This window comes from Yoonia sp. SWMV100 (assembly GCF_056108365.1).
On the sequence record NZ_JBWBAQ010000007.1, the window covers coordinates 138,325 to 150,697 of the forward strand.

Here is a 12,373-nt window from a genome sequence, read left to right on the forward strand (position 1 = left end):
ACAGGTGTCCCATGACTGCAGCCACAAAAACATTCTTTGACGCTTGGGGGATGGCAGACGCCGACGCCCAACGCGCCGTTATCGGGCAATCTGTAACACTAGACGCGACCTATGCTGATCCGCGGCTTGATACGCCTTTGGTTGGACCCGACGCAATTGCCGCATATGTGGCGATGTTTGCGGCAGCGGCGCCCGGTGCCGTGGCAGATGTTGTGAACGAGACGTCGCGCATTGGTGTCACCCGCGTGACAATCGCATTTCGCATGGCAGACGGAAAAGAACAGTTGGGTCAATATTTTGTCGAACATACACCAGATGGGATGATTTCCCGCATGGTCGGCTTTGTCGGAACAGGAGAGCCAGCATGACCGATGCCGCCCCCGCCATTGAACTTAAAGGCATTTCCAAGGCCTTTGGCCCGGTGCAAGCCAACAAAGATATTTCGATCCGCGTGATGCCGGGCACAATCCACGGCATCATCGGCGAAAACGGCGCCGGGAAATCGACCCTGATGTCAATTCTCTACGGATTTTACAAAGCCGACGCAGGCGAGATTTTCATCGCAGGCAAAAAGATCAATATCACCGACAGCCAGACGGCGATTGCTGCGGGCATCGGGATGGTGTTCCAACATTTCAAACTGGTCGAAAACTTTACTGTGCTTGAAAACGTGGTGCTGGGGGCCGAAGATTCCGGCCTGCTAAAACCGTCCCTCGCCCGTGCGCGGCGCGAGCTCAAAAGCCTTGCCGAAGAATATGAACTGAGTGTTGACCCTGACGCCGTCATCCAAGATGTCGGTGTCGGCATGCAACAGCGCGTTGAAATTCTAAAGGCGCTTTACCGCAAGGCCGACATTCTGATCCTGGACGAGCCCACAGGCGTGTTGACCCCCGCCGAGGCCGACCACCTGTTCCGTATTCTGGAAAACCTGCGCCGCGAAGGCAAAACCATCATCCTGATCACGCATAAGCTACGTGAAATCATGGAAATCACCGATACCGTCAGCGTGATGCGGCGCGGCGAAATGACCGCCACGGTCAAAACATCGGACACCAGTCCGCCCGAACTGGCGGAACTGATGGTTGGCCGCAAAGTTTTGCTGCGCGTTGACAAGGCGCCAGCCCAGATCGGCCGCAAAATTCTAGAGGTCCGCGACCTGAACGTGACGGATGCCAAGGGCATTCACAGGCTCAAAGGCGTCAGCTTTGATGTCCACGCAGGCGAAATTCTGGGGATTGCGGGTGTTGCGGGCAACGGGCAGTCCGAACTGCTCGAGGTACTGGGCGGCTATGAAACAGCCACTGGCAGCATCAAGATGAACGGCGAGGACATCGACCTGACCGGCGCAAAGTCGGATGGCCAAAGCCGTCGCGCGCGCGGCATCGCCCATGTCCCCGAAGACCGCCAGCGCGAGGGACTGATCATGGATTTCCATGCGTGGGAAAATGTCGGGTTTGGATACCACCGCGATGCGCGCTATCAAAAGAACGCGCTTTTTATGGATAACGCTGCGCTGAAACGCGACACTGCGGAAAAAATGGCCCGTTTTGATGTGCGCCCGCCCGACCCGAACCTTGCCGCCAAAAGCTTTTCCGGCGGCAACCAACAGAAAATCGTGCTTGCCCGTGAAATCGAACGCAACCCCGATTTGCTGCTGATCGGGCAACCCACACGCGGCGTCGACATTGGTGCGATCGAATTCATTCACAAGCAAATTGTTGCACTTAGGGATCAGGGCAAAGCAATTCTGTTGGTTTCCGTGGAGCTTGAAGAGATTTTGTCGCTCTCGGACCGGATCGCTGTTATGTTTGACGGAAAAATAATGGGCGAGCGGATGCCTCAAAACACTGACGAAAAAGAGCTGGGCCTGTTGATGGCCGGGATGAGCGGAGGCAATTCCTGATGGAAGTCATGCCAAAATGGGCTGACGTGATCCTGATCCCAGTGATCTCGATCTTGTTGGCTGCTTTTCTGTCTGCTTTGGTGATTTTGGCAATTGGCGAAAACCCGTGGTCCGCGCTGAAACTGATGATCGACGGGGCGCTCGGGTCCACCTACGGCTGGGGCTATACGATCTACTACGCCACCAACTTTATCTTTACCGGCCTTGCCGTTGCCATCGCATCGCATGCGCGCCTTTTTAATATCGGGGGCGAAGGCCAGGCGTTGCTGGGCGGTTTGGGCGTCGCAATCGTCTGCCTTTACGTGCCTTGGCCACATTGGTCGCTGGCATTGCTGGGGGCAACTGTGGCAGCGGCGGTTTTTGGTGCAGCTTGGGCTGCGTTACCGGCCTTTTTGCAGGCCAAACGCGGCAGCCACATCGTGATCACCACCATCATGTTCAACTTCATCGCATCCGCCCTGATGAACTATCTGTTGATTGGCGCGCTCAAGGCGCCCGGCATGGAACCCGCAACCGCGAAGTTTCCCGCAAATGCACATCTACCATCGTTTCAAGACATGTTCAGCTTTGGCGATGCCACGCTGTTTCGTGGCGCGCCCGCCAATATCACGTTTTTCATCGCGCTGATCGCGTGCGTCGTGGTCTGGGCATTGATCTGGCGGACCCGGCTTGGCTATGAAATCCGGTCGTTTGGCGAATCTGAATCCGCCGCCAGATACGCGGGCATCAGCCCGACTAAAATCATCATGGTTTCCATGCTTATCTCAGGCGCGCTTGCCGGCATGATGGCCATCAACAACGTACAGGGCGAGGCCGAACGGCTGGTCCTGAACGCAGCAGAGGGCGCTGGCTTTATCGGCATCGCCGTCGCGCTCATGGGTCGCAACCATCCTTTCGGGGTATTGTTGGCGGCCCTTCTTTTCGGCTTTCTATATCAAGGCGGCGCAGAACTCGCCCTATGGACGTCGATCCCCCGTGAGTTGATCATCGTAATACAGGCATTGGTGATCCTCTTTACGGGTGCACTAGACAATATGGTGCGCATGCCGCTCGAGCGGCTATTCCTGGCAATGAGGAGAGCATAAAATGATGGCAGGACCTTTTAAAATAGGTGTCGATGACGACACCGGCGCAGATCTGGGCTTTGTGCTCAGTTGTCTCGCGCTTGGTATGATCACGATGGACGAACTCCACATGTGGATTCACCACGTGATCGCGCAAACGCCCAACGGTGATGTGCCGCCGCATCTGGTGGCCTTGCTTGCGCTGAAAAAACCCGCAAGCGTGTTTCGCCCCAATGAGGCCGTGATGCGCCGCATCCCGCATGATCCGTTTATCACCGATGATCGTTTCGACGCGATGCTGGGGCTGCAATTCTTTTTGCGCCGCGACAAAACGCAGGCGGTGGATATCACCCAAGCCGAGGCCGAAGACGCCCTGCGCCAAAACCCCGAGGTCGCAGATCGTTTCTTCGCCCTCTTCCCGTTCCTGATGGAGAAAGTTGCCTAAATGGACTTTTCGACCCTCTTGCAAATGCTGGACGCAACCCTGCGTCTGGCGACCCCGCTTTTGCTGGCCTGTCTGGCCGGCCTTTATTCCGAGCGGGCCGGTATTTTTGACATCGGGTTAGAGGGTAAGATGCTGGCGGCGGCATTTTTGTCGGCAGCCATAGCATCTGTCACAGGCAACGTCTGGCTGGGGCTTTTGGCGGGCATCGGTGCGTCGATGGTTCTGTCCATTATCCACGGGTTGGCGTCGATCACCTTTCGCGGCAATCAATTAATTTCGGGCGTCGCGATTAATTTTCTTGCGGCGGGCCTTACCGTTGTTGTCGCCCAAAGCTGGTTCCAACAAGGCGGACGTACACCGCAACTGGCCGGTGGCGCACGGTTTAATCCGATCACGCTCCCTTTCGCGGAACAGCTGCGCGATGTGCCAATTCTTGGGGATATCTATTACGAACTGATTTCGGGTCATACGATCCTTGTCTATGTCGCCCTGCTGATGGTGCCGCTTACGTGGTGGGTTCTTTATCGCACCCGTTTCGGCCTTCGCCTGCGCGCCGTGGGTGAAAACCCGGCGGCGGTTGATACGGCTGGTGTTTCGGTTGTTGGCCTGCGCTATGCCGCCGTGGCGATCTGCGGCGTGCTTTGCGGTATCGCGGGTGCCTACCTCGCAACCGCCCTGCAAGCCAGTTTCACCAAAGACATGAGCGCCGGACGCGGTTATATCGCCCTTGCCGCCTTGATCTTTGCAAAATGGCGGCCGTGGTATGCGCTGTATTCGTGCCTGCTGTTTGGCTTCCTTCAAGCCATGGCACTGCGGTCTGACGTGGTTGAGCGGGTGATCGGGTTTGCCTTAAACGCGCAGCTTCTGGACGTTTTGCCCTTTATTTTGGTTGTTGTACTAACCGGCTTTGTCGGCAAGGCGACTGGACCCAAAGCAGGAGGCGAAGCTTATGTCAAAGAACGCTGATGCACTTGCCACCCAAATTCAGGCCATCGCTGGCGATGCGCCGGTACAGATCGGCCTGATCCTTGGGTCTGGTCTTGGGCATATTGCTGACACTGTCGATGGCGTTGCAATTCCTTATGGCGACCTGCCTGGGTTTCCCCATGCGGGCGTGTCCGGCCATAATCCAAACCTTGTGATAGGCGATCTTGAAGGCGTGCGTGTCGCGGTTTTTGGGGGCCGCGCGCATTACTATGAAAACGGCAAACCCGATGCGATGCGCCTGCCGCTCGAGGTGCTGCGCGCATTGGGCGCTGACAGGGTCATCGCAACCAACGCGGCCGGGTCAATGCAGCCTGCTATGCCGACAGGATCGATCATGTGCCTGTCTGACCACATCAACTTTTCAGGGTTGAACCCGCTGATCGGCGAACCGACCGACGCGCGCTTTGTCCCGATGAAAGACGCCTACGACCCCGCGATGCGCAGCGCACTGCGGGCTGCGGCAGATGCAGCAGGGGTCGACATGGCTGACGGCGTCTATGCATGGTATTCAGGGCCATCTTTTGAAACGCCCGCCGAAATCAGGGCGATCAAGATGCTGGGCGCGGATGCTGTTGGCATGTCCACGGTACCCGAAGTGATTCTTGCGCGGTTCCTTGGACTGCGGGCCGCTGCGATCAGCACGATCACCAACATGGCAGCCGGGATGAGCAACGAATCCATCAGCCACGAACATACGAAAGCGATGGCCCCCATCGGCGCCGCAAAATTGGAAAAAGTGCTGCGTGCGTTTCTGAAGGCGCAAGCATAGTCCGGGCATCGGCGTTAGATAGCGTCAACTGGGCAATTCGGCACCGCATGCGCATAATATCTGTGCAAGCGTTTGACACTGTGCGGGGAACGCGGTTTGGTGCGCATACTGGCACAAGCGCCTGGATCTGTTCATGCAAGTTTACCTCCCCATCGCCGAAGTCTCGGTGAACGCGTTTCTTCTGTTAGGAATCGGCGGTCTGGTCGGTATTTTATCGGGCATGTTTGGCGTGGGCGGCGGGTTTTTGATCACCCCGCTCCTGTTCTTTATCGGCATTCCGCCGGCCGTAGCCGTGGCGACCAGCACAAACCAAGTGGTCGCGTCTTCGTTTTCGGCGCTGCTTGCACATCTCAAACGCAAAACTGTCGACATGGTGATGGGCACCGTCCTTCTGATCGGCGGATTAGTCGGCTCTGCGCTTGGGGTTTTGCTATTCAACTATTTGCGGTCCCTTGGCCAAGTCGATCTGTTGGTGCAGCTTTGTTATGTACTGTTTCTGGGCGTCATCGGCAGCCTGATGTTTGTCGAGAGCTTGAACGCAATCCGGCGGGCCAATCGCCCGGGCGCGCGCCCTGTCCGACGCAAACACAACTGGGTGCATAACCTTCCGCTTAAGATGAAATTCCGGGTGTCCGGTCTCTATATCTCGGTCATCCCGCCCTTACTTGTTGGTATTTTCGTCGGGGTTTTGGCCGCGATCATGGGCGTTGGTGGCGGTTTCATCATGGTCCCCGCGATGATCTACCTTCTGGGGATGCCAACCAAGGTTGTGATCGGCACATCGCTGTTTCAAATCATCTTTGTTGCGGGGTTCACCACCGTTTTACACGCCACCACCAACCACACCGTTGATGTCGTTCTTGCGCTACTGCTGCTGATCGGCGGTGTGATTGGCGCACAATTCGGCACCCGTATCGGGGTCAGGATGAAGGCGGAACAGCTGCGGATTCTTCTGGCGATGCTGGTGCTGGGTGTTTGTATCAAGCTCGCGTTTGATCTGTTGGTGCACCCGACCGAACTATATTCGTTGACGGTGGGCCTGCCATGATCCGCCTGATTGCCCTCCTTTTGGCCATCGCCCTGCCCGCGCAAGCACAAGAAGAAATTGTCTTGGGGCTGTCGCGCGATCAGGTCGGGATCACAGCGTCTTTTGATGGGTCCGAAATCCTTGTTTTTGGGGCGATCCGGCGCGAAACACCGATTCCGAATGACAGCGCGCTTGGCGTCATCGTGACCATTTCAGGGCCTGATGTGCCTGTCGATATTTGGCGCAAAGACCGCCGTTTGGGCATCTGGGTCAATACCGACACTGTCGAAGTGGACGCCGCCCCGTCATTCTATGCCGTCGCCACGTCCGCACCGATGCGTGACGTCTTGAACCATGTCGAAGATTTACAATACCGCATTACAACCCCGCGCACGATCAAGGCGATCGGTGGTCAGGTCAGCGACAGCGTGGCATTTATGAATGCCTTGATCCGCATTCGGACCAACGAAGGATTGTATCAGCGGCTAGAGGGCGCGGTGGGGCTTGATCAGGACACGTTGTTTCGCACGGCGATCACATTGCCGGCCAACCTGACCGAAGGCATTTACGAGGCGCGTATCTTTTTGACCCGTGATGGCCGGGTGATCGACGAATACGTCACTGAAATCCCGGTGCATAAGGTGGGCTTGGAACGCTGGCTTTATAACCTCGCCCAAGATCAGGCGCTGCTTTATGGCCTCATGTCTCTTGCGATCGCGATCGCGTCGGGATGGGGCGCATCTGCGATTTTCAGCTTCATCCGCCGCTAACCGCGACCGATATGCGGCATGGTCGTCGCCATCACCATCATGGACTGCACATTGGCCTCTGGCGGCAATGACGCCATATGAAATACCGATCTTGCGACATCGTCCACAGCCATCGTTGGCAGCGGATCGAGCCCTTGCGCCGCGCGGGCCTGTTCAAGGCCGCTCACCATTTCGGTCCGCGCATTCCCAATATCGATCTGCCCGCAAGCAATGTGAAACGCACGGCCATCGAGGCTCAGCGTTTTGGTCAGGCCAGACACGCCGTGTTTCGTCGTCGTATAACAGATTGACCCTTCGCGTGGGCTATGTGACGAAATTGACCCGTTATTGATGATCCGCCCGCCCTGTGGCGTTTGATGCCGCATCTGCCGGAACGCGGCCCGCGCGCACACAAACATCCCCGTCAGGTTCACATCCACAACGCGCTGCCAGTCTGCTAAGCTGATCTGATCAATCGTCGTTTGTGGCCCAAACATACCCGCGTTGTTAAACAAAACATCCAAATGACCGAAATCATTAAAGGCCGCATCAACCGTGGCTTCGTCGGTCACATCACAGGCATAGGGAACCGCATGCGCCCCGGCAATCGTCGCCAGTTCATCTGCGCGTCGCGCGATCAAACCAACGCGCCAGCCATGCCCCAGAAAATAATCCGCTGTGACGCGCCCAATTCCACTGCTCGCGCCGGTGATCATAATCGTTTTCATGCATCCTCGCTTTTTAATTCCAGCGGCGCGACCGGCACCTCTAGGTCATCAATGCGTAACACCCCGCTTGGACGCGACAGACGGTTGCGCACCACCCAACGCAACTGCGTTTCCGCGCGCGTAATCGCCACATAAGTCAGACGTTTCCATAACGGTTGCCCTGCCTCGATCCGGCCCATACGGCTTGCGGCATAGATGTCGGGTGCAAAAACCTGCACAGTATCCCACTGCGACCCCTGCGCTTTGTGAATCGTCACCGCCGCACCGTGCAAAAACGTGGCGCCCATACGGGCCGCAAAGGGAATGAACGGTTCCGCGTCGCCCTCTTGTTCGATTTTCACAATGCTTGCGACACCAACTTGCGGCTCCTCCGCCCCGATCACATGCAGTTTGGAAAATCCGGGGCGCTTGCCTGGCCCCATGTAGATGACCTGCGCGCCCTTGATCAAACCGCGCGCCTCAAGATCGAGCCGCTTTTTGCGGTGTTTCACAGGCAGTTCGATCCCGTCACAGATTAACGGCTCGCCCGCTAGCAATTCGTCGACAGGCGCACCAAACGCGCCGCGGAACGCGTGGATCAGCCGGATGCGGGTGGCATTGCGCCAAACCAGACAAGGCGACCGCGCCATCAAATCCGCTTCGACGCGCTGCGCCATCACCACGCGTTCATCGGTTTTCGCCGCGTCTTCGACCATGCGTTCAAAGGCTTGAAAATCCAGCTGTGGATCGGCCAGCGCGTGTGCCAGATCAAGGATCGGATTTCCCGCATCCTGACGGTGGATACGGTTCAGCGAAAGTACGCGTTTTTCAGGCAGGGTTTCAAAGACCATCCCACCCGACGACTGCACCGGCGGCAACTGTGCAGGATCCCCGAACAAAATGAGGGTCGGAAAAATTTCTTTCAGATCTTCGAACTGCTTGGCGTCCAGCATCGAACTTTCATCAACAAACCCTATATCAAGCGGCTCTTCACGGCGCTTCCAGCCGGTGATGAAATCGCTCCCGCGCAGACCGGCCGCCGCCAGAGCCGCCGGAATGGATTTGTTGATCTGATATGATGCAAAAGCACGATCAAGGGCGATGTCAGTCAGCCCTTCGATTTCGGGTCGGTCGCCCTGACCCGCAAGCCATTCAGCGACCTTTTCGTATTCAGGGTCATACACCGGTGTGTACAAAATCCGGTGGATGGTGGTCGCTGGTACGCCGCGATTGCGCAGCACGCTGGCGGCCTTGTTGGTGGGCGCCAAAATCGCCAGCGTCCGGCGGTCTTTGCGTTTGCGCCCTTCCCAATCGCCGGAAATGATATCAACGCCCGCCTCTTCCAGCGCTTTATACAGCTTGGCCAGCAGCATGGTTTTGCCCGACCCCGCCTTGCCGATCACGGCCAGCACAGATGACACATCCGACATCGGTGGGGTCAGCAGGCTATCGTCCAAATCCACGCCGGATTGGCGCAGGATGGTTGCAACGTTGTCCCAGGCCTCGGCCTGATCTTCGGAAAATGTAATCACGGGTGCATTCATGCCGCGACAGTATCTGGACCGTCGCGGCGGGACCAGTGGCTTAGGCGACCTTTTGCATCTGTTGTATAGAGCGGCCGAACGAGCGATCGAACCAATGTTCCGAAATTTCCGAAGACAGCCCGGCCCGGCGCAAAACCCGCACCCGGTCCTCGGGTCGATAAGGCCACAAGCCGACACTAATTTTATCCCGTCCTTCGCCGGTGCTGCCCAATACCTCGGGCGATGCGCCGATCATCGCGTAAATGCGCACCATGCGCGGGTCGAAAACACCCAACAAATGTGTCAATGAAAAAGCACGCATCAATTCGCCACCGGCCAGCATCATGGCGGCCGCGACTTGCGGTGTCGCCTGCGCGCCCAGAACAAATCGGGTGCATTCCCAAATCAGCGGGCTGCAAATCTCGTGACCGCCTAACAGGTGGCCAAAATGGTCGTTGACCATCGTGCGTTCGCTTGTTGGCAAAAATCGCATCGACCCGCCGTGCGTCCCGTCCTGATTTTGCCAGATAACGTATAGCGGGTTCATGGCATCATATTCGTCGCGCTCCCAGCCCTTGTCATCAACCGTCACGGCCCATTTCAGGCGTTCGGAGAACTGAACGGCACGATCGCGGTGCATGGTATCTTGTAAAACAGGGCAATGATGCAGGTCATTGCCATAGATGTAACGCAGCATGGTTTTATTCCCTCTGAGCAATTATCGATGCTCAAGGGTAGGCATGCGAACCGGCGCAATTCGTTAATCACGCGCTCGGTCAGTTAACCAAAATTTAAGGATTTTACGTGCGAAGCGATTCAACTGCCGTTGCGGCCGGGCCAGTCGCCTTTGGCTTCTGGTGCGCTTCCACCCACGATAATCAACCCCAGCGTGGCCGCGCGCGCGACGGCATGTGTTGTATTCATCGCGCCTAACTTGAAGCGGGCGCTTTCGATGTAGGCCCGCAGCGTATGTTCCGAAATAGAGAGTAACACCGCCGCTTTGCTACGACTATGCCCCACACCCAGGTAGGTCAGCGCATCAATTTCACGGGGAGAAAGCTGCCGGAACGGTTCCGGTGCCCGCTTCTGTTCAAGTTCAAGCGCCTTACGGTTCATGTAATGCCCGACCAAAATCAAATCGCGTTGATTGCCTTCGATAAAGTCGGTCCATGCGTCATCGTCACACGTGTGGGATACTGACAGCAACGCAAATTGGCCATTTGGTCCGCGAATGGGGATCGACAATCCTTGGGTGCCGATACCGTGTTCAATCGCATCCTTTTGGAAATTTCTAGCAGGCTTTGATCGCCAGTCCAGATCGCGCCAATCAATCGGGTGAAACCTTTGAAAGCACCCGATAACGACAGGGTCTATCCGGATATAATCCTGCTCGACATAGCGTTGCGCCCATACCGGGTCATAGGTGCCAAACCCGTATTGCCCGCCGTTCGAACTGACCCAGTGATAAACGACGTGATCAACGCCAAATTGATCGCGCAACCCAACAACCAGATCTTGGATCTGCTCAAACGCGTCTGCTTGCCCCAAACATTCCAGAAAGCTGTCGAGTTTCAGCGCAGTCCCCCCTGTTCATGAGAGACGCGGTATCCCGCGTCGCCGCGATTTCCGATGATGCAACTAACGCAGTATTTTCAAGCTGCGCTGCCAGCATGTGTAGCTCATTCGTATTCGCAAATCTCTTCAAATCGGCTAGTACGTCGATAATCCAATCATGCCCCATACTGGTCTCTCTATTCAATCACTAATGCTTGATGATCATCAAGGCTCACATTTGTAGTATGAAATAGAACGCCAAAACTTCATACTCCCCAAAAATGGGGGGTATGAAGTTTTTTTCTTATCTGAAACCGTTTTCCAGCACGAATACGATCCTTAACGGTTGCGCGCGTTCTCTAATGCGTCGTCATAGGACCGCAACCCAGCAACAGGCGACTGGACAAGGACGGCCATATTTCCCGGCTTATGCTCATTACGACGCATTTTTGTGTGCGCAGCAGGGATTTCTTCCCAAGTAAAGACCTCTGACATGCATGGATCAAGACGCCGTTCAATCATAAGTTGGTTTGCCGCACTCGCCTGTTTCAGGTTCGCAAAGTGGCTTCCTTGCAGGCGTTTCTGGTGCATCCACATGTAGCGCACGTCGAGCGTCAGGTTATAACCCGTCGTACCAGCGCAAATTACAACCATCCCGCCACGTTTGCAGACAAATGTCGAAACCGGGAATGTCGCCTCACCGGGGTGTTCAAAAACGATATCAACGTTATTGCCTTTGCCGGTGATTTCCCAAATTGCCTTGCCGAATTTCCGCGCCTCGGTGAACCACGTTTTATATTCGGGTGTATTGACCGTCGGCATTTGGCCCCAGCAATTAAAATCGTTGCGATTAATGACCCCCTTGGCCCCCAAGGACAGGACAAAATCACGCTTGGATTCGTCACTGATGACGCCGATTGCGTTTGCCCCAGCAGTGTTGATCAACTGGATCGCATAAGATCCCAGTCCACCAGACGCGCCCCAAACAAGGACGTTCTGGCCGGGTTTTAATTCATGGGGATGGTGGCCAAACAACATCCTGTATGCGGTCGCCAATGTCAGCGTGTAGCACGCGCTTTCTTCCCAAGTCAGGTGCTTGGGGCGCGGCATCAGCTGCTGTGACTGAACGCAGGTGAACTGTGCAAAAGATCCATCCGGGGTTTCGTACCCCCAAATGCGCTGGCTTTCGGAAAACATTGGGTCGCCACCGTTGCAGTGTTCATCGTCGCCGTCGTCCTGGTTGCAGTGAATGACAACTTCGTCGCCCACCTTCCACCGCTTTACCTTGTCGCCGACGGCCCAGACGATCCCAGAAGCGTCAGACCCCGCAATGTGGTAATCCGCACCGTGGACGTCAAACGGACTGATCGGAATGCCAAGCCCCGCCCAAACCCCGTTATAGTTCACACCGGCGGCCATAACCAACACCAGAACTTCGTGGCTGTCGGGCAGCGGCGTATCCACGACTTCGATCTGAAACGCCTTTTCAGGCTCGCCGTGCCGTTCACGGCGGATAGTCCACGCATACATTTGTGCTGGAACATGCCCCAGAGGCGGCAGTTCACCAACCTCGTAAAGCGCCTTTTGTGGCGCGGCTTGGGCAGTTTTCTGGTCTAGGGGCATCCGGGTCTCCATCGCTGAAATC

General features: G+C 56.3%; 13 protein-coding genes. 8 read left to right on the forward strand and 5 right to left on the reverse strand.

Annotated features, from left to right (window positions below):
* Window positions 1–11: 11 nt before the first annotated feature.
* The 8 genes from ACXJGX_RS15145 (at window position 12) to ACXJGX_RS15180 (ending at window position 6,965) form a co-directional block, all read left to right on the forward strand.
* Window positions 12–368, forward strand: coding sequence for a molecular chaperone GroEL (locus ACXJGX_RS15145; protein WP_474783163.1), 357 nt, complete (start codon window positions 12–14; stop codon window positions 366–368).
* A complete protein-coding gene (locus tag ACXJGX_RS15150; protein WP_474783165.1) occupies window positions 365–1,903 on the forward strand; it encodes an ABC transporter ATP-binding protein in 1,539 nt (512 codons plus the stop codon). Before ACXJGX_RS15145 ends, ACXJGX_RS15150 begins: the two co-directional genes overlap by 4 nt.
* A complete protein-coding gene (locus tag ACXJGX_RS15155; RefSeq protein WP_474783167.1) occupies window positions 1,903–2,988 on the forward strand; it encodes an ABC transporter permease in 1,086 nt (361 codons plus the stop codon). Before ACXJGX_RS15150 ends, ACXJGX_RS15155 begins: the two co-directional genes overlap by 1 nt.
* Before the next feature lies 1 nt (window position 2,989).
* Window positions 2,990–3,412 (forward strand): hypothetical protein, encoded by a 423-nt coding sequence (locus tag ACXJGX_RS15160; protein WP_474783169.1) that lies wholly within the window; start codon window positions 2,990–2,992, stop codon window positions 3,410–3,412.
* Entirely contained in the window at window positions 3,413–4,378 is a 966-nt protein-coding gene (locus tag ACXJGX_RS15165) for an ABC transporter permease (RefSeq protein ID WP_474783171.1), read from the forward strand.
* Window positions 4,362–5,168: a purine-nucleoside phosphorylase gene (locus tag ACXJGX_RS15170; protein WP_474783173.1), complete on the forward strand. Its 807-nt coding sequence runs from the start codon at window positions 4,362–4,364 to the stop codon at window positions 5,166–5,168. The genes ACXJGX_RS15165 and ACXJGX_RS15170 overlap by 17 nt, the downstream gene beginning before the upstream one ends.
* A 133-nt stretch (window positions 5,169–5,301) precedes the next feature.
* Entirely contained in the window at window positions 5,302–6,216 is a 915-nt protein-coding gene (locus tag ACXJGX_RS15175) for a sulfite exporter TauE/SafE family protein (protein WP_474783175.1), read from the forward strand.
* Window positions 6,213–6,965, forward strand: a complete 753-nt coding sequence (locus tag ACXJGX_RS15180; RefSeq protein ID WP_474783177.1) for a TIGR02186 family protein — start codon at window positions 6,213–6,215, stop codon at window positions 6,963–6,965. Before ACXJGX_RS15175 ends, ACXJGX_RS15180 begins: the two co-directional genes overlap by 4 nt.
* On the opposite strand, the gene ACXJGX_RS15185 is transcribed toward ACXJGX_RS15180, so the two are convergent.
* The 5 genes from ACXJGX_RS15185 to ccrA form a co-directional block, all read right to left on the reverse strand.
* Window positions 6,962–7,672 (reverse strand): SDR family oxidoreductase, encoded by a 711-nt coding sequence (locus ACXJGX_RS15185; RefSeq protein WP_474783179.1) that lies wholly within the window; start codon window positions 7,670–7,672, stop codon window positions 6,962–6,964. The genes ACXJGX_RS15180 and ACXJGX_RS15185 overlap by 4 nt on opposite strands.
* Window positions 7,669–9,195 carry an ATP-dependent DNA helicase gene (locus tag ACXJGX_RS15190; protein WP_474783181.1) on the reverse strand — a complete coding sequence of 509 codons (1,527 nt, stop codon included), beginning with the start codon at window positions 9,193–9,195 and terminating at the stop codon, window positions 7,669–7,671. The genes ACXJGX_RS15185 and ACXJGX_RS15190 overlap by 4 nt, the downstream gene beginning before the upstream one ends.
* Before the next feature lie 40 nt (window positions 9,196–9,235).
* A complete protein-coding gene (locus tag ACXJGX_RS15195) occupies window positions 9,236–9,871 on the reverse strand; it encodes an acyl-homoserine-lactone synthase (RefSeq protein ID WP_474783183.1) in 636 nt (211 codons plus the stop codon).
* Between the two features lie 119 nt (window positions 9,872–9,990).
* Window positions 9,991–10,731, reverse strand: a complete 741-nt coding sequence (locus ACXJGX_RS15200; protein ID WP_474783270.1) for a helix-turn-helix transcriptional regulator — start codon at window positions 10,729–10,731, stop codon at window positions 9,991–9,993.
* A 336-nt stretch (window positions 10,732–11,067) separates the two neighbouring features.
* A complete protein-coding gene (ccrA, locus tag ACXJGX_RS15205) occupies window positions 11,068–12,351 on the reverse strand; it encodes a crotonyl-CoA carboxylase/reductase (protein ID WP_474783185.1) in 1,284 nt (427 codons plus the stop codon).
* Window positions 12,352–12,373: the final 22 nt, after the last annotated feature.

Coding starts and splice junctions, on each gene's coding strand:
- ACXJGX_RS15185 (WP_474783179.1), bottom strand. CDS start 7,672: ATGAAAACGATTATGATCACCGGCGCGAGCAGTGGAATTGGGCGCGTC.
- ccrA (WP_474783185.1), bottom strand. CDS start 12,351: ATGCCCCTAGACCAGAAAACTGCCCAAGCCGCGCCACAAAAGGCGCTT.
- ACXJGX_RS15150 (WP_474783165.1), top strand. CDS start 365: ATGACCGATGCCGCCCCCGCCATTGAACTTAAAGGCATTTCCAAGGCC.
- ACXJGX_RS15155 (WP_474783167.1), top strand. CDS start 1,903: ATGGAAGTCATGCCAAAATGGGCTGACGTGATCCTGATCCCAGTGATC.
- ACXJGX_RS15160 (WP_474783169.1), top strand. CDS start 2,990: ATGATGGCAGGACCTTTTAAAATAGGTGTCGATGACGACACCGGCGCA.
- ACXJGX_RS15175 (WP_474783175.1), top strand. CDS start 5,302: ATGCAAGTTTACCTCCCCATCGCCGAAGTCTCGGTGAACGCGTTTCTT.
- ACXJGX_RS15190 (WP_474783181.1), bottom strand. CDS start 9,195: ATGAATGCACCCGTGATTACATTTTCCGAAGATCAGGCCGAGGCCTGG.
- ACXJGX_RS15170 (WP_474783173.1), top strand. CDS start 4,362: ATGTCAAAGAACGCTGATGCACTTGCCACCCAAATTCAGGCCATCGCT.
- ACXJGX_RS15195 (WP_474783183.1), bottom strand. CDS start 9,871: ATGCTGCGTTACATCTATGGCAATGACCTGCATCATTGCCCTGTTTTA.
- ACXJGX_RS15165 (WP_474783171.1), top strand. CDS start 3,413: ATGGACTTTTCGACCCTCTTGCAAATGCTGGACGCAACCCTGCGTCTG.
- ACXJGX_RS15145 (WP_474783163.1), top strand. CDS start 12: ATGACTGCAGCCACAAAAACATTCTTTGACGCTTGGGGGATGGCAGAC.
- ACXJGX_RS15180 (WP_474783177.1), top strand. CDS start 6,213: ATGATCCGCCTGATTGCCCTCCTTTTGGCCATCGCCCTGCCCGCGCAA.